The organism is Nostoc sp. DSM 114159, from assembly GCF_053470285.1.
The window spans coordinates 5450571-5474231 of sequence record NZ_JBPFEH010000001.1; the positions used below are offsets into that span (position 1 = coordinate 5450571).

Annotated in this window: 18 protein-coding genes, 1 tRNA gene and 3 rRNA genes; 14 read left to right on the forward strand and 8 right to left on the reverse strand. The window is 42.8% G+C overall.

Annotated elements, in window-relative coordinates; translation table 11 throughout:
• Positions 1-95: 95 nt before the first annotated feature.
• The 3 genes from rrf to ACR5KR_RS22605 all read right to left on the reverse strand — a co-directional run bounded on the left by rrf (position 96) and on the right by ACR5KR_RS22605 (position 5093).
• A 5S ribosomal RNA gene (gene rrf, locus ACR5KR_RS22595) occupies positions 96-213 on the reverse strand.
• 122 nt (positions 214-335) lie between these two features.
• Positions 336-3232, reverse strand: a 23S ribosomal RNA gene (locus ACR5KR_RS22600).
• Between the two features lie 370 nt (positions 3233-3602).
• Positions 3603-5093, reverse strand: a 16S ribosomal RNA gene (locus tag ACR5KR_RS22605).
• The 16S, 23S and 5S rRNA genes sit together here, the layout of an rRNA operon.
• 687 nt (positions 5094-5780) lie before the next feature.
• Between ACR5KR_RS22605 and rsmA the strand changes: the two genes are divergently transcribed.
• From rsmA to ACR5KR_RS22630, 5 genes are all read left to right on the forward strand, one after another.
• Entirely contained in the window at positions 5781-6605 is an 825-nt protein-coding gene (gene rsmA / locus ACR5KR_RS22610; RefSeq protein WP_448268093.1) for a 16S rRNA (adenine(1518)-N(6)/adenine(1519)-N(6))-dimethyltransferase RsmA, read from the forward strand.
• Positions 6606-6709: 104 nt separating this feature from the next.
• Positions 6710-7663 carry a 4-(cytidine 5'-diphospho)-2-C-methyl-D-erythritol kinase gene (gene ispE, locus ACR5KR_RS22615; RefSeq protein ID WP_448268094.1) on the forward strand — a complete coding sequence of 318 codons (954 nt, stop codon included), beginning with the start codon at positions 6710-6712 and terminating at the stop codon, positions 7661-7663.
• A 163-nt stretch (positions 7664-7826) separates the two neighbouring features.
• Positions 7827-8156 (forward strand): DUF3082 domain-containing protein, encoded by a 330-nt coding sequence (locus tag ACR5KR_RS22620; RefSeq protein WP_445630392.1) that lies wholly within the window; start codon positions 7827-7829, stop codon positions 8154-8156.
• A 331-nt stretch (positions 8157-8487) separates the two neighbouring features.
• Positions 8488-9099 (forward strand): sporulation/spore germination protein, encoded by a 612-nt coding sequence (locus tag ACR5KR_RS22625; protein ID WP_448268095.1) that lies wholly within the window; start codon positions 8488-8490, stop codon positions 9097-9099.
• A 171-nt stretch (positions 9100-9270) separates the two neighbouring features.
• A tRNA-Gly gene (locus ACR5KR_RS22630) sits at positions 9271-9342 on the forward strand.
• A 182-nt stretch (positions 9343-9524) separates the two neighbouring features.
• Here ACR5KR_RS22630 and ACR5KR_RS22635 read toward each other — a convergent pair.
• The gene (locus tag ACR5KR_RS22635) at positions 9525-11279 is read right to left on the reverse strand and encodes a hypothetical protein (protein ID WP_448268096.1); all 1755 of its coding nucleotides are present in this window, start codon (positions 11277-11279) and stop codon (positions 9525-9527) included.
• A gap of 53 nt (positions 11280-11332) precedes the next feature.
• Between ACR5KR_RS22635 and ACR5KR_RS22640 the strand changes: the two genes are divergently transcribed.
• From ACR5KR_RS22640 to ACR5KR_RS22650, 3 genes are all read left to right on the forward strand, one after another.
• Complete coding sequence (locus tag ACR5KR_RS22640) at positions 11333-11485, forward strand: hypothetical protein (protein ID WP_322697736.1); 153 nt, start codon at positions 11333-11335, stop codon at positions 11483-11485.
• A gap of 443 nt (positions 11486-11928) precedes the next feature.
• Positions 11929-13155, forward strand: coding sequence for an ATP-grasp domain-containing protein (locus ACR5KR_RS22645; protein ID WP_445630389.1), 1227 nt, complete (start codon positions 11929-11931; stop codon positions 13153-13155).
• A 296-nt stretch (positions 13156-13451) separates the two neighbouring features.
• On the forward strand, positions 13452-14333 hold the full coding sequence (locus ACR5KR_RS22650; protein WP_448268097.1) for a succinate--CoA ligase subunit alpha: 882 nt from the start codon (positions 13452-13454) through the stop codon (positions 14331-14333).
• A gap of 403 nt (positions 14334-14736) precedes the next feature.
• Here ACR5KR_RS22650 and ACR5KR_RS22655 read toward each other — a convergent pair whose 3' ends face one another.
• From ACR5KR_RS22655 to cysK, 4 genes are all read right to left on the reverse strand, one after another.
• Positions 14737-15825 carry a sensor histidine kinase gene (locus ACR5KR_RS22655; protein WP_445630386.1) on the reverse strand — a complete coding sequence of 363 codons (1089 nt, stop codon included), beginning with the start codon at positions 15823-15825 and terminating at the stop codon, positions 14737-14739.
• Positions 15826-15830: 5 nt separating this feature from the next.
• The gene (locus ACR5KR_RS22660) at positions 15831-16541 is read right to left on the reverse strand and encodes a response regulator transcription factor (RefSeq protein WP_448268098.1); all 711 of its coding nucleotides are present in this window, start codon (positions 16539-16541) and stop codon (positions 15831-15833) included.
• Between the two features lie 210 nt (positions 16542-16751).
• Positions 16752-17447 (reverse strand): LabA-like NYN domain-containing protein, encoded by a 696-nt coding sequence (locus ACR5KR_RS22665; protein ID WP_448268099.1) that lies wholly within the window; start codon positions 17445-17447, stop codon positions 16752-16754.
• A gap of 579 nt (positions 17448-18026) precedes the next feature.
• Positions 18027-18986 (reverse strand): cysteine synthase A, encoded by a 960-nt coding sequence (gene cysK / locus ACR5KR_RS22670; RefSeq protein WP_445630383.1) that lies wholly within the window; start codon positions 18984-18986, stop codon positions 18027-18029.
• A gap of 1017 nt (positions 18987-20003) precedes the next feature.
• On the opposite strand from cysK, the gene ACR5KR_RS22675 reads away from it, so the two are divergent.
• From ACR5KR_RS22675 to ACR5KR_RS22700, 6 genes are all read left to right on the forward strand, one after another.
• Entirely contained in the window at positions 20004-20426 is a 423-nt protein-coding gene (locus tag ACR5KR_RS22675; RefSeq protein WP_448268100.1) for a hypothetical protein, read from the forward strand.
• A gap of 35 nt (positions 20427-20461) precedes the next feature.
• Positions 20462-20749 carry a hypothetical protein gene (locus tag ACR5KR_RS22680; RefSeq protein ID WP_445630381.1) on the forward strand — a complete coding sequence of 96 codons (288 nt, stop codon included), beginning with the start codon at positions 20462-20464 and terminating at the stop codon, positions 20747-20749.
• A gap of 2 nt (positions 20750-20751) precedes the next feature.
• Positions 20752-21063 (forward strand): hypothetical protein, encoded by a 312-nt coding sequence (locus tag ACR5KR_RS22685; protein WP_445630380.1) that lies wholly within the window; start codon positions 20752-20754, stop codon positions 21061-21063.
• Between the two features lie 413 nt (positions 21064-21476).
• The gene (locus tag ACR5KR_RS22690; RefSeq protein ID WP_069068421.1) at positions 21477-21839 is read left to right on the forward strand and encodes a hypothetical protein; all 363 of its coding nucleotides are present in this window, start codon (positions 21477-21479) and stop codon (positions 21837-21839) included.
• 149 nt (positions 21840-21988) lie between these two features.
• Complete coding sequence (locus ACR5KR_RS22695; protein WP_445632045.1) at positions 21989-22996, forward strand: LLM class flavin-dependent oxidoreductase; 1008 nt, start codon at positions 21989-21991, stop codon at positions 22994-22996.
• The gene (locus ACR5KR_RS22700) at positions 22986-23360 is read left to right on the forward strand and encodes a hypothetical protein (RefSeq protein ID WP_322667938.1); all 375 of its coding nucleotides are present in this window, start codon (positions 22986-22988) and stop codon (positions 23358-23360) included. Before ACR5KR_RS22695 ends, ACR5KR_RS22700 begins: the two co-directional genes overlap by 11 nt.
• The last annotated feature ends 301 nt before the right edge of the window (positions 23361-23661 follow it).

Here is a 23661-nt window from a genome sequence, read left to right on the forward strand (position 1 = left end):
TCCAAAAAAAATTAACATGTCCCAGACAACATGAGTGTATCTATCATAAAAGCCCCACGCCAGATGAGTGTGGGGCTTGATGTGAGAAAAATGAAACCTGGCATCGAGCTATTTTTGCGTAGGGCGACCCCTAAACTATCGTTGCCGCAGCAGCGTTTCACCTCTGAGTTCGGGAAGGGTTCAGTGTGGTTCCACCGCGCAATAGACACCAGGAAAACTTTGAGGGCAAGGGGGAAAGGGGAAGGGAAAAAAGGAAAAAACTTACCTTTAACCTTTACCCTTGTTCACAAAACCCTGAAGACTGCACAGGAACGCCAATCAACCAAATTATTTGTGAGGTCAAGCCCTCGGTCTGTTAGCACGGCTCGGCTACATACATTACTGCACTTCCACCTACCGCCTATTAACCTGTGTTCTTCAGGTGACCTTACCCACTAATTGTGGTGAGAGCACTCATCTTGAGGTGGGCTTCCCACTTAGATGCTTTCAGCGGTTATCCGCTCCGCACTTGGCTACCCAGCGTTTACCGTTGGCACGATAACTGGTACACCAGCGGTGCGTTCCTCCCGGTCCTCTCGTACTAAGGAGGACTCCTCTCAATGCTCTAACGCCTGCACCGGATATGGACCGAACTGTCTCACGACGTTCTGAACCCAGCTCACGTACCGCTTTAATGGGCGAACAGCCCAACCCTTGGGACGTACTTCCGCCCCAGGTTGCGATGAGCCGACATCGAGGTGCCAAACCTCCCCGTCGATGTGGACTCTTGGGGGAGATCAGCCTGTTATCCCTAGAGTAACTTTTATCCGTTGAGCGACGGCCATTCCACTCTGCGCCGTCGGATCACTAAGGCCTACTTTCGTACCTGTTTGAGTAGTCACTCTTACAGTCAAGCTCCCTTTATGCCTTTACACTCGCCGCACGGTTTCCAAGCGTGCTGAGGGAACCTTTGCGCGCCTCCGTTACCTTTTAGGAGGCGACCGCCCCAGTCAAACTGCCCACCTGAAACTGTTCCCTGACCGGATAACGGTCATGGGTTAGAATTCTAGCTTCGCCAGAGTGGTATCTCACCGTTGGCTCCATACTCCCCACAAGGAATACTTCATCGCCTCCCACCTATCCTGCGCAAGCCAAGCCCGAACACAATTCCAGGCTACAGTAAAGCTTCATAGGGTCTTTCTGTCCAGGTGCAGGCAGTCCGTATCTTCACAGACATTCCTATTTCGCCGAGTCTCTCTCTGAGACACCATCCAGATCGTTACGCCTTTCGTGCGGGTCGGAACTTACCCGACAAGGAATTTCGCTACCTTAGGACCGTTATAGTTACGGCCGCCGTTCACCGGGGCTTCGGTCGCTAGCTTCAAGGTTGCCCCCTGACCAACTTCCTTAACCTTCCGGCACTGGGCAGGCGTCAGCCCCCATACTGCGTCGATTTGACTTTGCGGAGACCTGTGTTTTTGGTAAACAGTCGCCTGGATCTCTTCACTGCGACCCACTCTTTACGGTGGGCACCCCTTCTTCCGAAGTTACGGGGCCATTTTGCCGAGTTCCTTAGAGAGAGTTATCTCGCGCCCCTTGGTATTCTCAACCTCCCTACCTGTGTCGGTTTCGGGTACAGGTAACTGTAAGTTAACGTGTTTAGAGCTTTTCTTGGAAGCTAGACTATGCCACTTCCCCACCGTAGTGGGTCGTACTCACGCCTCAACTCAAAACGTTTTCGCCGTCTCTCAACATCTTGACGCTTGAACCGGTAACCAACATCCGGCTGACACTTATCTTCTCCGTCCCTCTGCACAACTTACAATCAGTACGGGAATTTTAACCCGTTGTCCATCGACTACGCCGTTTGGCCTCGCCTTAGGTCCTGACTAACCCTCCGAGGACGAACCTGGCGGAGGAAACCTTAGGGTTTCGGGGTATTGGATTCTCACCAATATTTGCGCTACTCAAGCCGACATTCTCACTTCCGTTTCGTCCACAGCTGCTTGCCGCTACTGCTTCTACCTACGACGGAACGCTCCCCTACCGATTAATCGTTAATTATTAATCCCACAGCTTCGGTACATCGCTTAGCCCCGTTCATTTTCGGCGCGAGAGCGCTTGACTAGTGAGCTATTACGCACTCTTTCAAGGGTGGCTGCTTCTAGGCAAACCTCCTAGTTGTCTGTGCACTCTCACCTCCTTTATCACTTAGCGATGATTTCGGGACCTTAGCTGGTGGTCTGGGCTGTTTCCCTCTTGACAATGAAGCTTATCCCCCACTGTCTCACTGGCAATGTCTCCTCTGGGTATTCTGAGTTTGTCTCGATTTGGTACCGGTCTCCCAGCCCGCACCGAAACAGTGCTTTACCCCCCAGATATAATCATTACCGCTGCGCCTAAACACATTTCGGGGAGAACCAGCTAGCTCCTGGTTCGATTGGCATTTCACCCCTAACCACAACTCATCCGCTGATTTTTCAACATCAGTCGGTGCGGACCTCCACTTGGTGTTACCCAAGCTTCATCCTGGCCATGGTTAGATCACCAGGGTTCGGGTCTATAAACACTGATCGTTTCGCCCTTTTCAGACTCGGTTTCCCTTTGGCTCCAGCATTCTCGCTTTAACCTACCAGTGCCTATAAGTCGCCGGCTCATTCTTCAACAGGCACGCGGTCAGACTTTTAATAGTCCTCCCACTGCTTGTAAGCTAACGGTTTCATGTTCTATTTCACTCCCCTTCCGGGGTTCTTTTCACCTTTCCCTCGCGGTACTGGTTCACTATCGGTCACACAGTAGTATTTAGCCTTACGAGGTGGTCCTCGCTGATTCACATGGGATTCCTCGTGCCCCATGCTACTCGGGATTGAGCTACTATCCTTTAACTTTCGACTACAGGACTTTCACCTTCTTTGGTGCAGTATTTAGCTGCTTCGTCTAGCCTCCAGATTCGATCTCGCTGTCCCACTACCCCAAAAGGTAAACCCTTTGGTTTAGGCTTTTCCCCTTTCGCTCACCACTACTTAGGGAATCTCTGTTTTGATTTCTCTTCCTCCAGCTAGTAAGATGTTTCAATTCGCTGGGTTGGCTCTTGACTGCCTATATATTCAGCAGCTAGTATCTAGGGTTGCCCCATTCGGAAATCTCCGGCTCAATGTTTGCTTCCAACTCCCCGGAGCATATCGTCGGTAACCACGTCCTTCGTCGCCTCTGTGTGCCTAGGTATCCACCGTTAGCCCTTATTCGCTTGACCACTCAAATTTTTTGGTCTTTTAACTATTGCATTCACAATCACTTATAGTTAGTTCTGCTTACTTCGTCACTTCACACTGATTTTACTCAGCACTCTAAGCCGAAGCACTCAGCACTCGATAATGTCTGTGTCTGCCTGCTAATTTGCGTTCCTATGCAGTTTTCATGGTTCTGGCTGAGAATTTACTCAGCAGTCTGACAAATGTCATGTTGCTGATTTCTCAATACTTTATGATATTAAAGTGCTTTGACTTACCAAACCAATAATACTTTGAAAGCTATTTACCAATCTCGACTGACCTAAGGAATGACCAACTTAGTATCTATATAGCTGTTTGCTTTTCGATCTCTAAGGGGTGTAGGTCTCCTTTAAAGGAGGTGATCCAGCCACACCTTCCGGTACGGCTACCTTGTTACGACTTCACCCCAGTCACCAGTCCTGCCTTAGGCATCCTCCTCCACGAATGGTTGGAGTAATGACTTCGGGCACTACCAGCTTCCATGGTGTGACGGGCGGTGTGTACAAGGCCCGGGAACGAATTCACTGCAGTATGCTGACCTGCAATTACTAGCGATTCCTCCTTCACGCAGGCGAGTTGCAGCCTGCGATCTGAACTGAGCTTTGGTTTGCGGGATTTGCTTGCGATCGCTCGCTTGCTGCCCTCTGTCCAAAGCATTGTAGTACGTGTGTAGCCCAAGGCGTAAGGGGCATGCTGACTTGACGTCATCCCCACCTTCCTCCGGTTTGTCACCGGCAGTCTCTCTAGAGTGCCCAACTTAATGCTGGCAACTAAAAACGAGGGTTGCGCTCGTTGCGGGACTTAACCCAACATCTCACGACACGAGCTGACGACAGCCATGCACCACCTGTGTTCGCGCTCCCGAAGGCACTCTCAACTTTCATCAAGATTCGCGACATGTCAAGCCTTGGTAAGGTTCTTCGCGTTGCATCGAATTAAACCACATACTCCACCGCTTGTGCGGGCCCCCGTCAATTCCTTTGAGTTTCACCGTTGCCGGCGTACTCCCCAGGCGGGATACTTAACGCGTTAGCTACGGCACGGCTCGGGTCGATACAAGCCACGCCTAGTATCCATCGTTTACGGCTAGGACTACTGGGGTATCTAATCCCATTCGCTCCCCTAGCTTTCGTCCCTCAGTGTCAGTTACGGCCTAGCAGAGCGCCTTCGCCACTGGTGTTCTTCCTGATCTCTACGCATTTCACCGCTACACCAGGAATTCCCTCTGCCCCGAACGTACTCTAGCTATGTAGTTTCCACTGCTTCTATCTAGTTGAGCTAGACTCTTTAACAGCAGACTTTCATTGCCACCTGCGGACGCTTTACGCCCAATCATTCCGGATAACGCTTGCATCCTCCGTATTACCGCGGCTGCTGGCACGGAGTTAGCCGATGCTTATTCCTTAGGTACCGTCATTGTGTTCTTCCCTAAGAAAAGAGGTTTACGACCCAAGAGCCTTCCTCCCTCACGCGGTATTGCTCCGTCAGGCTTTCGCCCATTGCGGAAAATTCCCCACTGCTGCCTCCCGTAGGAGTCTGGGCCGTGTCTCAGTCCCAGTGTGGCTGATCGTCCTCTCAGACCAGCTACTGATCGTCGCCTTGGGAGTCCATTACACTTCCAACTAGCTAATCAGACGCGAGCTCATCTCTAGGCAGCAAGCCTTTCACCCCACAGGGCACATCCGGTATTAGCCACCGTTTCCAGTGGTTGTCCCAGACCTAGAGCCAGATTCTCACGCGTTACTCACCCGTCCGCCACTGTGTCCGAAGACACCGTTCGACTTGCATGTGTTAAGCATACCGCCAGCGTTCATCCTGAGCCAGGATCAAACTCTCCGTTTTGTTGTGTTTCGAGTTTGTGGCTCCGAAAAAATATTTTCCGGAATCCTGTTGTTAATTTTGATTATCCTTTTGGATTTACCAAAAGCAAAATCTTTTGACGAGGATTGGTTTTTTCTTAAGCTTTCAAAGTATTATGTTTTACAGGTTCAGCAGTGGTTTGGCGTCTGTCGCCTTTCCACTTAACTAGAGTAACTAGTCATCCCCTAGTTTGTCAAGGGGTAAATTTATTTTTTTCTAAAATTGCAAATCGCTTGCCTGGACTTGCTTTTGGGTTAATAGGTTAAGCAACAGGAGCGAGGCGAGAACGAAGTGGCTAAACCTGAGTGTGTGAATAATAGACGTTACTTGTCTCTAAATGGGAGCTGATGCAAGTTAAGTAATTAATAATTATTGAAAAAGGCAGGAGGTAGTCTTGCTGGAGGTATGTATCTTGAATCCAAATACCCTAATCAATTAATTATATATAAAAGATATATAAGAGCATAGTTGTTGGGAAGCTTGCGGTTTAAGACTCCCATCCTACACGTGAGGCTTATATGGACATTTACGCGATCGCCATCACTACGATCGCCAAGCGTTTGGAGGAGAAAATAGGCGTTACAGTGAATCTAGCACTGTAGAGGGACTTCAAAATTTATAATGAGTTTTTGATAAACAGCTAAAAACTAGACTAGGCAATAAATACAGATGATCCGACCGCGTAAGGTCTTTGCTCAACATTGGCTCAAAAGTGAAAAGGCGCTCGACGCAATTATAAAAGCAGCTGAGTGTACACAAAGCGATCGCGTCCTGGAAATTGGGCCTGGAACCGGGCTTCTGACTCGTCGTTTATTACCCTTAGTACAATCTCTGGTTGCAGTTGAAATAGACCGCGACTTATGCCAACTGTTATCAAAGCAACTTGGTAAGACTGAAAATTTTTTACTTCTGCAAGGGGATTTTCTCAGCCTAGATTTACCATCTTATCTGGCAACCTTTCCCAATTTCCAACAGCTAAATAAGGTAGTAGCCAATATTCCATACAATATTACAGGGCCAATCATTGAGAAACTACTAGGTACCATCGCTAACCCTAATCCCGAACCATTTGACTCCATAGTGTTGCTAGTACAAAAAGAAGTAGCAGAAAGATTATATGCTAAATCAGGCTCAAAAGCTTTTGGGGCGTTGAGTGTGCGGGTACAGTATTTGGCTGAGTGTGAGTTAATCTGCACAGTTCCAGCGACCGCATTCTATCCATCGCCAAAAGTTGATTCAGCAGTGGTGCGATTGCGTCCCCGAAAAATAGAAATACCAGCGCTTAATCCCCGACAGTTAGAGAATTTCTTAAAGTTGGGATTTGGTGCCAAGCGCAAAATGTTACGAAATAATTTGCAATCTGTTATGGAACGCGATCGCTTGAGCCACTTACTGGAACAATTAAAAATAAATCCCCAAGCTAGAGCCGAAGACCTCAGCGTTCAGCAATGGGTAACTTTAGCAAATGAATTGGGAGTAGAAAGTAGGGAGTAGGGAACAAGGCAGATTTTTCCCATTCCTCCTTCTTCATTCCCCATTTCTCACTCCCCATTACCCCTTATCCCCTTCAGGGGCCCCACCTTCACCACTCCCATAAAATGCGTTCCTACAGCCTAATTGCCCCTGCCAAAATCAACTTATATCTGGAAATCATTGGCGATCGCCCCGATGGTTATCACGAGTTAGCCATGATACTTCAAAGTATCGGACTTGCCGACAAAATTGATGTGCGTCCCATTAGCACTGATACCATTAGGGTTCACTGCAACCACCCACAAGTACCGACAGATAAAAGTAATCTGGCATACCGCGCAGCAGAATTAATGGTGAGGCAATTTCCCGAAGCCTTTGCTAAACATGGAGGTGTGGAGATTACCGTTAATAAGCAGATTCCTGTAGCTGCTGGGTTGGCTGGAGGTTCGACAAATGCAGCAGCTGTGTTGGTAGGAATAGATTTATTATGGAAGTTGGGATTAACTCAGTCAGAGTTAGAGGAGCTGGGAAGTACACTCGGTTCAGATGTACCTTTTTGTGTAGCGGGTGGAACTGCGATCGCAACAGGTAGAGGTGAGCAACTTTCTCCCCTGCCGAGTTTAAATAACATATATATAGTATTGGGGAAATACCGCAGTCTGGAAGTTTCTACACCTTGGGCATATAAAACCTATCAACAGCAGTTTGGTCATTCTTATATTAGAGATAGCGACAACTTGGCAGCGCGCGCTAATGCAGTTCATTCAGGAAAAATAGTAAAAGCTATCTGGGATAAAGATGCTAGAGAAATTGCCCAAAAACTGCACAATGATTTAGAGCGCGTGGTATTGCCAGCCTATCCCCAAGTCTTGCAGTTGCGAGAAATGTTTGCAAATCAAGAAGGCGTTTTAGGAACAATGATGTCTGGTTCTGGTCCAACAGTTTTTGCTCTTGTTGAGTCTCAGCAGCAAGCAGAACAAGTGAAACTGCAAGTTAGGGAAGCAATCCCTGATGAAGACTTAGAATTGTTTGTGACTCGGACAATTACACATGGTATTCAGGTGGCATCTTCAGTTTAAATAAATCTTTATTGTTAATGGAGTATGAGGAATAAGCTGATGGATGAGCTTTGAAATTGCATAGTTCAAATCACCAAAAAAACGCAAAGACGCAATTTAAATGACAAACAATAATTATTCCTAATGCTCCAATCCAAAATCTAACATCTAAAATCTAAATATTATGAATGACCAAAATCTAACGCCGCAAACAAATGCTAAAGAACAGGTGACAGCTAGTCCGTTACGCTGTTTTACTGGGGCGGCGATTTCTGGAGGTATGGCATTTGCAGCCTATTCGCTGATGATTGCGATCGCAACAAATTTTGCTAGTAAACCGATCCATTCAATCAATCCATTGGTGATAAAGATTTCTTCTGCTATCCGCACTCTGGTTGTTGGTGTAGTTGCTTTAGGTAGCGGAATTTTTGCTATAGTCGCAATTGGTTTGTTGGCTTTGGGAGTGCAATTATTAGTGCAGCAATTGACGAAGCAAAAAAGTAGTGAAAACTAGTAATTTGCTTTTAATCAGTCATCTAAAAGCACAAGTTTTTCTAATATTCTCCAAGGAGTTGATTTTACTCTTGCCAAATTTATTTAGCACAAGCAACAGGCGCAGATGCAGTGCTAGTGGTTCTAGTAATTCTCTAGTTTATTGTATCCCTAATGTTGTCAGACATAGCTCCTTGAATAGCAGATGTTTTAATTTGAGTGAATAGTATAAAATTTGACTTTAAAAGATTTTGAGTTGACACTTTATAGACTGGCTCAATATTCACAAATTTATGCGGAATTGATACCAATAACACTGAAATCGATAACAACATTATTTATAAGCAAGATTTATGAACACAATCAAGAGATATTTTTTACCCCCTATTTTTGTGACAATGGTTGTGAGCCTGGGTAGTTGTAGTTCTAACCCTACCGCAGGTAATATTGATAGCGCAACTTCATACCCTACCACAGTACCAGCACCGACGAATAGCCTACCTTCTCAGTCTCCCAGCCAAATTCCTAGCGTAGCTCAATTGAGAGAAAAATCTCCTAATCAAGAATCTTCTAAGGAAAATACGCCTTCCTCACCAACTTCTAAGGTTGCCACTAGCAAAACTACTAATGTAACACTATACACCAGTGATACCCAATGTCAAAAACTAATTCCAGAAAATGTTTCAGTACCAGCCGAGGAACCAGTGACAAATGTTGTAAGTAAAATATTAGAAAAACGAGATACAAGCGACTTTAGCTTATCTGGGTATCGTGTCAACATCAAAAATGGCATTGCTACAGTTGATTTACGAATATCTCCTGAGTCAAAGCGGCAAATAAGTTCTCTTTCTAGTTGCGAACAGTTTGCTCTGTTTGGCAGTCTCCGCAAAACCTTAACGAGTAATGCTCAATGGAATATTAAAGAGGTTCGCTTCAGGGAGCGAGGCGAGGAAATTGTTCTTTAGTTAAATATTGTAATAAGTGCCGTCATTAGCTAGCTAAAAAAATTTCCTAATTTGAACACCTACAGGAATTATGCATCAGTAGTTGTCAAAATAGTGTATTTTCCAGCCAATTGAAAACAGCTGTAAATAGTGGTATGCTTAATTTTAGGCATAAATTTATGTTAGTAATTTGCGGGTGTAATTCAGTGGTAGAATGTCATCTTCCCATGGTGAACGTCGTGGGTTCGAGTCCCATCGCCCGCTCTAAAATCTGTAACTTTTAGCCAGTAGTGCGATCGCTATTTTCCTGAAATAGGAAAAACCCTGACATAATCCTTACTATGTCAGGGTTTTAGGTATTTGAAATGCTGTGGTAGTATTTTGTTAAATTGACAAATAATTAGTTAATCTACAATTCATCCTTTATACTTCAATCGGTATTCTACTTACCCGCCTAAAGTCCGCGTATAAATTACCTGACCTTGGGAATCATAAAGAAAAAGGGACAGATTGGCATTTTCACCAATTACGGCTAGGGCTTCGCGTAAGATTTGCAAGTGATTGGTAACATCAACAGCTGTATCCGAATTCTGAGAATAAGGATTAGCCAAGTTATTTTGCCTTATTTGGTCATACTCAGGGGTTAGTCGGACAATAATTTCTGCATTGTCTATGCTAAAAGTGCAAATCCGAATTTCATTAATACAAGTCTTATCTAAGTCAGTGCGGGTTTGTTGCAAACTACTAACAACTTGTACTTTTTCTTGTGCTTGTTTGAGCGCAGATGAATAGGGTTCGATGAGAGACTGAGCCTGAGTGTAGTACAAGCTATCTTGGGGAACTTTTTTAGTAGTTTGCAAAGCCTGCTCCCAATATATCGCCGCTGCTTGCCATTGTTTTTGTTGTTCATAAACTTTGGCTTGCTTAGCAGTGGTAAGGGCCTGTTGGTAGGTTTTAACAGCTAATTGTTCTTTAGTAGCGCGATCGCGTACTAATACTAACTTAGGTTTATAATCTACCAACAGCTTTTGGGCTTCTTGGTATCCAACGCTATTTCGGGGAATCGTATTCAAGGCATTAATTACCACCAGCCAAGTAGATTGCGCCTTTTGCCAGTCATTCAAAGATTTAGCATTAGCCTCCTGCTTCTCGGCTGCAACAGCTACACCTTTTGCCATTGTTAGTTTTTTCAGCCATTTTTCCTCAATAAATATCTGTTGATTTACAGCGTGCAAACGGACACGATAATTCAGTAATTTACCCTGCACTAGCCCATAGAGTTCACTACTAGAACTTATACTTTCTAGTGGCGCTATAGCTTGTCGCCATAAGTGTTGCCTAGTTTGTAATTCCTCTAAGCTAGATGCTGGAGTTTGAACTTTTTGTGTCGCCAAAGATGCCGTTTGCAAAGCTTTGACCACCTGATTGATTTTTTGCGATCGCCCAGATAAACTTGCTTTTAGTTCCTGTGACAGCTGGTAACGAGGCGACCAACTAGGAATTACATTCAGGTCTGTGCTGGCTGCTGTAAGTTGCTGTTGTACAGCAACTAATTCTTTTTCAGACTTAGCGCGGCGCATCAGTTGCGGAGATTTTATTTTTAATTGCTCGGCGTTTTGTATTTCTTTACACTCAGACATCACGCAAGGGCGAGTCAATAAGTAAGCACCACCGCCTAAAACAATAATTCCCACCAAAGCTGCACCCAGGAGGATAGGTTTGGCCTGGAATCCTGGCTTTGAAACCGAGAAATTCGGCACATCTGCAAACGGGTCAAACAGTTCTTCTTTTTCTTCTTCGCTCTCATTGATTAATGGAGAATATGTCAGAGATGATGAGGGGGATATTACTTCCTCATCTTTTTGTACTTCCCCATTTCCCTCTGCTATCCATTCACCCGTCGGCTTCAACGCCAAGAAACATTTAGCATAAGGGAGTTGTTCGCCAAAAACTCTCAGAAAACATTGCACCCGTTGCTCTTTGTGGGGTGTTAGAGACTGAAGTACCTCCTCAATGACTGCAAAAATTAGTTGAGCGTCAACGATTACATCTGACGCGTGTTGCGTTAAAATCATTAGCTCGCCTTTATTGACGACGCACTTAACCTCGAAGACTTCAGCGGTTGAGACTTCTACAAGTAATTGTTCTTGCAAAGTCTTGGCTAAAAGCTGTAAATCTTCCTGCTGGACTGCTACTTTCATACAGCTTTCCCGCTGAAATTCTATATTGTTTTGATTATCTTTAAGGGGAGGAAATGAACTTTTTAGGTTTATTGAATGCAAATGCACAGTTTAACCAACCACAGCCTGAGAATCTGAACGACCAACTTTCTAACACAAATTCTGACTTTTCACCAAAAATTAAGAAAGTAGTTATTGTTCGTGGCGATACATTTTTACAGCGCTAGATGCAAAATTAAATAATCTGTCTTCAGGTATAAATTAGAAAGAAAAAATGGGAATAATAGAAGGTTTGGGTATTTTCACTGCATTACTTTGCGATAATTAAATTCACAAAAGCTACTGCTTTGCGAAATTCTAGTTGCACAGCAATTTTTACTAAATTATCTAAAGGTTAAGAAAACGATGCTATGTCAGAGGGTTTTGACAAAAAAGCTAGTTATCTTCTATGCTGAGAAACTTGCTGAGGAAATTAATGATGTCTTGTGGCTCTGGCACAAACAAGTTGACTATCAAAATTAATATGCTTCATTTGCTGAATTCGATAAAATTGATCCGTGAAAAATAAGTTTTTATAGCTACAAAAAGGTTAATTCTGCAATAAAGGTGCTGCAAAATATCAAGACAGGAATAACCAAAATCTTGGAAAGTGTCAATACAAGGTGTATCAATGGATTTATTAGAGTACCAAGTTAAAGAATGGTTTGCGGAGATAGGCATCCCGGTATTGCCTTCCCAACGAATTGACCATCCTACAGATTTGAAACGGTTAAAAATTCGCTTTCCAATTGTACTGAAATCTCAAGTCCACGGAGCGGAACGGGCAAAAGCTGGTGGAGTCAGATTTGCCCAAACGACTATCGATGCGATCGCAGCAGCTCAAAATATCTTTAGTTTACCAATATGGGGTGAATTGCCGGAAGTTGTACTGGCAGAATCCCAATACGACGCTAACCAAGAATTTTATCTCGCAGTGGTTTTAGATACTGCTGTCTGCCGACCGGTACTTTTAGGTTGCAAAGAAGCAGACATCGATTGGGAATCCGCTGGGGAAAGAATGCACTACGTTGTTGTAGAACAAGAATTCTCGCCATTTTATGCCCGACGATTGGCTTTGAAAATGGGTTTGCAAGGAACGCTGATGCAGTCGGTAAGCAGCGTTGTGGAAAAGATGTATGAGTTATTTGTCCAAAAAGACTTGGATTTAGTCGAAATTAATCCCTTGGCAGTCAGTAGTACTAGTCAAGTTATGGCTCTTAATGGTAAAGTCAGGGTCAACGAACGGGCGATCAAGCGTCATCCCGATCTCGGCGAGATGGCAGCAAAAATTATCAGTCGTCATACTACTACTGAAATTAACGGTATTTTGGGTGACTGGGATGGTGTGCAAATGCATGGAAAAATCGGTATTTTAGGTAACGGTACTGGTTCAGTGATGGCAACTTTGGATTTAGTTGCGAATGCTGGGGGCAATCCAGGTGTTTGTTTGAATCTACGTCATGCTTTCCTTACAGATACTACACCAACTACCTTCCGCGATCGCCTAGAAACAGGTTTGAAAATGCTGGAGGCTGATAAAAGCATTCAAGTAATACTAATTAACTTTCTAGGTAGCATTCCGCAAACTGAGGAAGTGGCTGAAGTTATAGCTAGAGTAGTGCAGCAAGACGACAGCGAACTTCAATCACAGGTTGTACGTTCTAATGGTAGTAAAGTTCGGCGAGAGCTTAATTTTCCATCCTTAGTTGTCCGTCTTGCTGGTTCTGAATTTAACACTGCGAGAAAATATTTGACAACACTAAAAACCCGCACCGATGCGCTTGTCGTGGTAGAAAATTTAGATGAGGCAGTGGCAGCAGCAGTTCTCCTTGCTAAACCAACGGTTAATAAAAGATAGTGAATGTCATTGTGTTCCAATTTAAAAATCAAAAATTATTAATTTTTACCGTCGGGTATAAATTGTTGAATTTGATGCTCAAATCAAGTACAGCTTTGCTTTCTGGGACTAAATTATATAGTACATCCAAACTGGATATTCCTATCTAGAAGTGCGTTTTCTCACTTTTGGAACACTCAGCTTCCAGACTAATTTTTGGAATTTCAGTAAAAATTGAATCAATATGACACTGTAAATGTGTCATTTCTATGCTCAGTGGTTGAAGGCACTGGTTGCCAAACTTAAGGTAATTTTTTATGAACCTAACGCCAGAAAGTAAAGTCTTAATTCAAGGCTTTTGTGAATTTATATCAGGCACTCATGTTGCTCAAATGAAAGCTTATGGCACAAATTTAGTAGCTGGTGTCAATCCTGGATGCGGCGGACAGGAATTGCATGGACTGCCAGTATTTGATTTAGTAGAGGAAGTAATAGAACAATTTGGGGCAATTGACACGACAATTATTTGTGTAGACCCTTACGACGTGTTAGATGCAGCATTAGAAGCGATCGCATCTAATATTTGCCAGATTATTATTATTACTGCTGGTGTGCCGCCTTTGGATATGGTGCAATTACTCCGCAAAGCCGAAGCTTGTGAAACTTTGGTAATCGGGCCAAATAGTCCGGGGATCATTGTACCGGGAAAAATTCTCTTAGGGACTCAACCCAGCGAATTTTATACCCCTGGAACAGTGGGGATCGTTAGTCGTAGCAGCACCCTCACCTACGAAATAGCCTACGAATTAACAAAAGCAGGTTTAGGGCAGTCGATTAGTGTCAGTATTGGTAGTGATGCGATCGTCGGTTCCTCATTTTTGCAATGGCTGCAAATTCTCGATGAGGATGAAACCACACAAGCGATCGTTTTAGTCGGTCAACCCGGTGGTGGTAGTGAAGAAGCAGCCGCGCGGTATATTGCTGAAGCAATTGATAAACCAGTAATTGCCTACATTGCAGGTAGACTTGCACCACCAGGAAAAACTTGGCGTCAAACCGGGACTTTAGCAACAGTTATCGGACGCGATCCCAATTTTGGCACAGCCCAAAGTAAATTAGCTGCTTTAAAAGAAGCAGAAGTGACAGTAGCAGAACGCCCTTCTCAAATTCCAGAATTATTGCGAAAAGAAATTAACTAATTACTAATACTTCGGCTCCCAACTCTTGGAGAGGCTGCGCCCTAAGCGTAGCTATGCCGCAGGCTTTACGACTTCGCTACCTCGACTCCGCTCGGCACAAGTCAGGGCAAGACGTTCAGTACAAGTTCGTAATTCAATTTTTAACTACGAATTACGAATTATTTTAATGAACGATTTTGAGGGAACAAGTAGGCGATCGCAGCATAACCCGAAGCACTGAGTAAACTAACCAAAAAAGCAGCCAAAATAAAAGTAGACATAATGTTACACTCTATGCATTTCTAAAATCCTGGCATTCATCAACAAGCTAGAATTTTGGATACTTTCAAATTAGCAATTGGGTATGACACAGCCGTGACTACCTTGTGTCAATCCCTCGGATCTCAAGGTTTTATGGCTCAACTCAAGCCAAAGGCAGAAAAAAGCGAAACGTACTACCAACTCCTAATTCGCTTTCTACCTGAATTTGACCGCCTTGTAATTCAATCAAACGGCGGGAAATAGTTAAACCAATACCAGTACCTCCCGAATGGCGATCGCGCGATTGATCGGCTCGCCAGAAGCGCTCAAACACATGAGGCAAATTTTCTGGAGCGATACCAATGCCTGTATCACTAACCGCAATCGAGAGTTGAGAAGCTTCAGTCCCAACAGTAATGGTAATTGAACCTTCGTTAGTGTAACGAACTGCATTACCTAGCAGATTAACCAATACCTGTTCCGTGCGGTCAATATCTGCTAATACAGGAGGTAGCACAGATGGACATTGCAAGAGCATAACTGGCCCATCTTCCAATAGTTGGTCGGAAAATTTTTCCACTAATGACTCTAACAATGGACGCAAATTTACCCGTTGGATATTAATTGGTAGATAACCGGCTTCTGCTTTGGATAGTTCTTGTAAATCGTTCACCAACCGCTCTAAGCGTCGAGTTTCTTTAGCTAAACGCCGATAGATTTCAGGAGACGCTTCAATTTCCCCATCAGCCAGTTCTTCCAAATAACCGCGCACTACAGTTAATGGTGTTCGTAATTCATGGGTCATATCTCCGATCACTTCTCGCCGCCGCGCTTCTACGCCTTCTAAACTGGCAGCCATGTGGTTGAAACTACTGCTCAATCCACTAAGTTCTGGAATGTCAGATACAGGTAGTCGTGCATCCATCTGACCAGCAGCAAATTTTTGGGTGATTTGTTCCATCTCGGTCAATCGCTGCATAATTCGTCTCGACACCCAGTAACTCAATCCTCCGGCGGCGGTAGTACCCACTAAGACTGACCAAAGAGTGCTGCGCTGCCAAGCAAGTTCAAATCCTGTCACCAATTCAGCACGGACATCGATTAAGTCGAACCCCTGATTTTCTAATCCTTCCAAATGCAAGACAAATAAGCGTGGGGAAGAGATTTTGCTGATGCTCACCAGACTAGCTACCCCCACGATCATTACTACTAAGTGGGAGAAAAATAGCCGCCCTCTCAGCCCCATCTTCATAACATTTACGCCACCAGAGGATCTTCAAATTTATAGCCAACCCCAACAACAGTTTTAATAAAAGTGGGATTTGCCGGATCGGGTTCAATCTTTTTTCGCAACCGAGCTACATGAGTATCTACCACTCGTTCATCGCCAAAAAAATTATCTCCCCAAAGTTTATCAATTAGTTGGGTACGGTTCCAAACTCGACCAGGATTACTGACAAAGGTGGTTAGCAAGTTAAATTCTAGGGTAGTTAAGTCCAAAATCTCAGGTTCTTTGGAATTCATCTGGCGACTGGCAGTGCGCTGGTCTACATCGACAATAAAGTGTTGGGTACGATTGACTTGATGTTGTCCCCCTTGGCGGAGGCTACGCCGTAATAGTGCCCGCACCCTAGCTACTAACTCTCTAGGGCTAAAGGGTTTGACCATATAATCATCAGCACCAGTAGACAGACCAATGACGCGATCGATTTCTTCACCCTTAGCAGTAAGCATTAAAATGTAAGGATCTTTCGCACCTGGTTTCTGGCGAATTCGGGCACAAACTTCCAACCCATCCAAACCAGGAATCATTAAATCTAGAATGATTAAATCCGGTGGTTGCTCTTGAAACATCCGCAAAGCATTCATGCCATCGCGGCTAGTGCGACAAAAAAATCCTTCTTTTTCTAAAGAGAGTTCGATTAAACGAGCAATTTCTGGTTCATCTTCAACTATTAAAATATCCATCCGAAAATACGCAGATTTAAAAAGATGCGAGGAGTGGGAGATGAGAGGGATAAGGGGTACAAGGGAAGGGGGATAGAGTAGACAAGGGTGACAAGGTAGACAAGGTAGCAATCTTTCTGTTTGAAGTTCTGATGGTCGAAAACCTCCGATCGGACTTTTCTCCTTGTCTACCCCCTCTTCCTTGTCTCCCTTGTCTCCCCCCTCTATTACCTAGAGATTTGAATTTGTTGTGGTGCGATAACTATAACCAAGATTAGAATCTTTTTGAATGTGTGTTTTAATACTATCGAGGTCAATGAAGCAGTCAGCAACATCAATCAAACTTTCACTAGTGGTTGTTTGCAGACTGACTACTTCCACCCGAACTCCCATTCTGCTGACAGCGTTCACAGCATAAGCTAAATCTCCATCGCCACTGACTAAAACCGCTGTATCGTAATAAGGAGCTAAAGTTATCATATCTACAGCAATTTCTACGTTCAGATTTGATTTTTTGAAATTCTCTGTTGGTACAACGAGTTCCTTTGCTACTACGCGATAGCCATTGCGACGCATCCACAAGAGAAAACCCTGTTGCTTTTCATTACTGATATCAACTCCAGTATAGAAAAAAGCACGCAACAGTCTGGAACCACTGGTTAAATGACAAAGCAATTTAACGTAGTCAATTTCTATGCCGAGTTGTAAGGCTGTATGGAACAGGCTTAAGCCATCAATAAAAATAGCAACTCGACCGCGATTTAAGTTATTCAAAATCGAACTATCAGGTGCAGGATCTCGCATCTTGGTATCTTTACCTTTGGCAGCAGTATCGCTCAAATTTTGCCCTTGCCAATGTGGTTTCGCTTTGAGTACTTTAGATTCCTTAAATTCATTTTTTTGTTTGCTAAAATTAGTTATAATCATTGATACCTCTGATTTTAAAGCTGTAAAGAATTTTGACTAAATTTTCTATAGTATAGTCTGTGCTTGATTTATAACCTAGCAGGTAATGGTCTTAAGTCACTATATGCAGATAAGGTTAACTGGTGCTAAACAAGATTCAAAATAGACAGCGCAAGGTTTTCACTATTGTTATGGTTGATTTCACGAGATATTGCTTCTGCCCACAGATATGTTAATCTTTACCCACCCAGACAGCAAGAGTTTCGAGAAAATAAATCTTTTTGTCAGGGTAAGGACTGTTTGTTAGGTCTGTATTGCACTCAACCCAGAAACACTACATCTATAATTGGGTAAGTAGGAACTATAAACCTGTAACAGAGGGCAAGCCAACATCAGCAAGTTCCGCATAAGAATCCCACGGCTTTTAGGGGGAATGAGCGTAGCAATGTTTACGCAGCTGTAAGAGTTTCAAAGAGTTAGAAGCACTAATAACGTAATACGGGATGCGATCGCACCTCAAAAAGTAAGTTGTATTAATTTATATAAGAGCCAAATGAGAAGGACAGAGATGATTCGTTGCTCTCTTATCCCTCTATTTGCTTAACGCACGCCAGCAGTTTCTAAAGACAAATCTTGAAACATCGGTGTGCTGAGGTAACGTTCGCCAAAGGAAGGCTGAATCATCACAATTAAACGTCCGGCATTTTCTTTTCGTTTACCGACTTGAATTGCAGCACACAAAGCTGCACCAGAGGATATCCCAGATAATAAGCCTTCTTCTTTTGCCAAACGTCGCCCGAATGCGATCGCTTGTTCGTCGCTGACTCTAATTACTTCATCAACCAATTCCAAGCGGAGAACATCTGGGATAAATCCAGCGCCAATACCTTGAATTTTATGTGGACCGGCTTCACCACCAGAGAGGACTGGGCTATTGCTGGGTTCAACTGCGATCGCTTTAAAAGTCTTCTTGCGCTGTTTGAGTACTTCTGCAATCCCAGTAATCGTTCCACCAGTACCTACCCCAGCAATGACGATATCTACTTCCCCGTCTGTATCTGTCCAAATTTCTTCAGCGGTGGTTTCCTGGTGAACTTTGGGATTAGCAGGGTTGCGGAATTGTTGCAACATAAAAGCATCAGGAGTATTAGCCACAATTTCTTCGGCTTTGCGAATTGCTCCCCGCATACCCTCAGTTCCTGGTGTCAACTCCAAAGAAGCACCATAAGCCCTGAGCATAGCGCGCCGTTCTTGGCTCATAGTCTCAGGCATGGTCAAAATTAAACGGTAGCCACGCGCTGCTGCTACCATTGCTAGAGCAATACCTGTATTACCAGAAGTAGGCTCAACTAAAATGGTCTTTCCAGGGGAAATTGAGCCAGCGGCTTCCGCCGAGAGTACCATACTTAACCCAATGCGGTCTTTCACCGAAGCCGCTGGGTTCATCCCTTCTAATTTAACAACTATCCTTGCTACTACTCCCTCAGCTTGAGGAATCTTGTTCAGTTGAACTAAAGGAGTTCGTCCAATCAGTTCTGTTACGTCTTGAGCAATTCGCATTCTTTAACCCCTAAAATCCTAAATCTTAAGTACAGAGTATTTACTTGTAACAATAAGCTTTGATGTATTTATTTTGTCGTTTAATTTCAATGAGTGCATATACTATGTATTCTAACTAAACCACAAAATATGAAAGTTTAGGAAGAACTTTTATGAGATATTCCCATTGATTCTCACTTTAGAAGAGGCTAGCTTACCATTCTTCTAGTTTACCATTTGGAATTGCTGACTATTGTCCTGGGGTTGAGATTCAATTTTTATAATTCTGTATATATGAATATTTTCCCATTATTTTCTACTTATTCTGAAAATTTAATTGGCTTTCAAAATATTTAATTGCTTTTTTTAATTTATTAGTCTATCTTGATCGAGAGACATTGATGTTTTCTTTTGAGTGCAGATTTTTTCAATTAAAAATTGCATCTAAAACAGTCTTTAACCATTGCCTATATTGCTTTGAGGTTGAGTGCAAAAACGCCAGAACTCCACCTCAAAAATACTAGAACCCCATCCAAAAAACACTAGCACCCATACCCCAATGAATTTTTATAAGACTTATCAGGTGTGGATTACAGGCTTTGAGTACTATTCTAATGAATTTAATAATCTTAACAGGGCTGGGGTAAACTGTTTGGTGGAGAGCGGCTGATATAAATCGTATAGGATTTACGCAGAGATTCCCCTCTACCCCCCAACATTCCTGAGCGAAAGCTTAGTGAACTAGGGGGGACTTCTTAATCTCCCTTTTGAGAGTAGGATGAAACCAGATTCCCGAATTAAGTGCGTTCTTTCTGACTGAATAATCCTATGTTTTGTGAAAAGGGTGGTAACTTTTTATTAGTCAGTAGTCAGTAGTGACGAGAAAAATAACTGGTAACTAATGATTGTAAAAATTACCGATTACACATATTTTAATATCAAAACTGTTTGAGAGGTAGAAATTATATAACTACTTTAGATAAACAGCAAAAGATATTTTCTTACTGGGTGCATATTACCTAGCAAGGGAGAGCCAAGATGAAAGCCAAACTTTTAAATGTTCTTACAGTTTGCGTCGTTACCTTAGCAATGCTTTCACCAGGACTAGTAGTATTTGGCATAATTTGGGAGCGACATCTGGAGTTAGTAAAATCTCAGAATTTAGCTTACGAAGTTAACAACACAACTACAAATGCTCCCATCTTGGCTCCCCAGATAGAGGGTACACATTCCCCTCATACTAGCATTCAATCCTTCGATCGTAATGTGGTTCATCAAATGCTAACTGTTGCTGAACAATATAAATTTGCCACTATCCTGCAATGGTTCTTCTTGTTAACCCCAATTTGTGTTGGGTTAGGGATTCTCTTTTACGACAGATATCTGGTTCATCGTGCTGCTGTTTTAAAAGAACAAGTTGAAATGTTGGAAAGGCTGTGGCGCCAAAGTATCGAACAGTAACTTATTCACAATTTACTAAAATCAAGAAAATTACCATGACAGACCAAGAACAACGCCAAAGCTTGTATTTTAATCTGATTGATGAGTTACTTAGATGTCCGAATGGTCAAGAACCAGAAATTTTGGAAGCTAAACCCGAATTGATTGATTCCGGTTTAGTAGAAACAATGTTACAAGTAGCTACTATGTTTGCTCATGAAGGCAATCAAGATGGTGCCCAATTTTTATTTTTTGTGGCACGTGAGCTAGCGAAAGAATTAGGTTTATACCCAGAAGTTCCCAGTACTGAAGTTGCAAATACTGAAGTTGCAAATAAGGAGTAAAAATGCTGTTGACTTCAACGGATGCGGGACAAATAGCTTTAGAACTGCTCATGGCAGACTGGAATATTTCAGAAGAAAACAGAGAGTGGTTTACAATCTTTAACTCTCGTCTGATTGGCGAGAGTTGGTACACTGTGGAACTAGGTATAGAAGGATTTCCCGATCGGTGGTTTATTCAAGTATATGACACTGGAGTGTGCGATCCAAACTATACATTTATTTCACCAATCCGGGGTTCTGAAGGATTTACGGACTTTATAAATGTGCCAGAAATCATAGCAGAGGTCTTAGTTTGTGAACGCAATGCTCGCTAATAATAATTAACAATTCAAAAATGAGAATTCAATATTGAGAGATGCTAGTTAAATGCATTCTATTTGAATTCATAATTTTTGCTATCAGAGTAAATATCTCTGAAAATAGGAATTGTGGCTAGATAAACTTTCGTCCATTTGCGCGGAATTAATAAATTTGAAATTCCCGCAGGTAGGTTTTGTCTGTATAGCTGCGTTCGCCTTTGGCGTGCCGGAGGCATCATTCTATTCGTAAAGGTATTACTAATGCTTTGATATTTTCTTGAATATAAAGATGCTTTACGCAAATCTGAGGTGAGACCAAATGAGGTACACCTCTTTTTTTATATAATTAATATTTAAGGTTTTATTTAAGCTTAATCAACTATTTTGTCATATTTAATTGATAAAATTATGTTATATTAAATAGCGTGATGGACGCTACAGAAATATCAGTTCCAATGATTGCTGAAGATATCTTAGCCAAAGAATTCACAAGAGTCGTCAACCATTACTACCCGCAAGTTGGAGAATTGCTGGATGGGTGTTATGTGAAAGTCATTACCTGTTTTTGGGGACGACCTGCTAGACGTTTGCAATATATAGGAATTTATTGCTCTGATGAAATGATTTCCTGTGTGCAAGCTCAAAAAGAAATACTCAGAGAAGTAGCAGACAACATGGGTTTAATCCAGGTTGTCTGTATGAATGCCAAGCGATTGTTGCGCGATCCGATGTCGAAGGTCAAAGAGAACAACCCACGTTTATGGTTGGAGTTGCAGTGGGTTGCAACTTAGTGATTCATCGCATTAATTGAGAGGGGTAAATTCTTTTGTAGAGAGGACTTTATTCCTCAAATATTTAAGCACGCTTTGTGCTTACTACAAACCTATCGACCACTAGAATAACCAGCACCTACGGTGAATACAAAGTATCAACGCAAGTAATGAAAACTGGAATTTTCTGCAATTACGATAATTTTCACCAAGATGCTCGTCGTGCCATCTTTGAGCAAGTTGCACTGGTAAAACAGGCAGAAAGCTTAGGTTTTGAGGAAGCGTGGGTGAGCGAACACCATTTTAGTGAATCTAATCTTAGCCCGTCCATGTTGGTGTTAATGGCACATTTGGCGGGATTGACATCAACTATTCAATTAGGCACTGCGGCAGTGTTGCTGCCATTCCATAACCCGATTCGGGTGGCGGAAGATATTGCCACTTTGGATAACCTATGCAATGGACGATTATTATTTGGAGTTGCCAAAGGCGGCCCATTTCCTCAACAAAACAAGCATTTTGCGACCCTCCCAAGTGAATCTCGTCCCAAGATGCTAGAGGCGATCGCACTAGTTCAAAAGCTCTTATATGAAACTGATGTATCATTTAATGGGCGATATTATCAATGCGATCGCTTAACGATTTACCCAAAACCATTGCAAAGTCAAATACCAGTGTATGTTGCCACTGGTGGCGATGACGGTATTGAGCTTGCTGCTAAACATTCCTTCAGCTTAATGGGTGGGCCGCCATTTTCCCTAGAGAGATTGAAGGATACTGTTAGCAAATATCGAGCCTTAAATTCTAGTGGTGCGGAAAACTTTGTGCTGGCACGCTTCTTTTTTGTTGGCAAAACATTTGACGAGGCGGTGAGTGAAGCGTTACCTTTCGTTCGCAAATTTAGCCAGAAAATGAAAGCTAATTCGGCTGAATTATTGCAGAATAATCCGAATCCCAACCAAAAACCATTTAACCGCACAAATATTTGTTTCGATGAAGATTATTTGATTGAGAACTCAATTATCGGTGATGTGGAGACTTGTCGAGACAAAATCAAGAAATTTCAGGACGAATTAAATTTAGGTACGCTAGCACTCAAACCCTCGTCTGCGGATTTGCAAAAAAACCTAGAGAGTTTGACGCGCTACAACCAAGAGGTGCGAAATTATGTCTTCTAAACTATACTTGCTTCCTCCCGATGATTTACCTCCCACTGAGGTAACGAAACAGGATGGAATGCTGCAAATGGAGCTAGAACAGTCTACTGGCAGATGCTTTTATCTAGCTTGCGATCGCATTACGCGAGTACTGTTATCTAATTGTCAATGGTATCTGACAACAAATGCTACCATCCTCACACTAATTATTGACTGCCCTGACTTAGTATCTTACTGGCATATTGTCAGCAATATTCCCCAGTTAGGTAATAGGCTAGAGCGGTTTGCTAGCAATGGTAAAATCCGCGTTTATCCGCCATTCGGTAAAGGAACGCCGTTTGAAATCAGCGTTAATGAAATATCAGCTTATCGAGATTGGCTTTGAGGTAAATAGAAACTGGGAATCATCTTTACCGCTATCTAACACCCTGTACTTTTAAAGTGCAGGGTGTTGTATTTTCTGAGAGATAAAATTGATTTTTTTTAATTGGATACAGTTAGTTATTAAAGTAGAAATAACTATTGTAATTTGGGTTCATTTTTGTATTTTGATACAGAAATATTTAGGCGATCGCAATCTCCAAACTCATACCTTTTTGAAAAAATAATGCGACATATATATACTCCCAAACCTTTGTTTTGTCTGGCTTTCTTAATTTTGAATTTTGAATACTTCGACAAGCTCA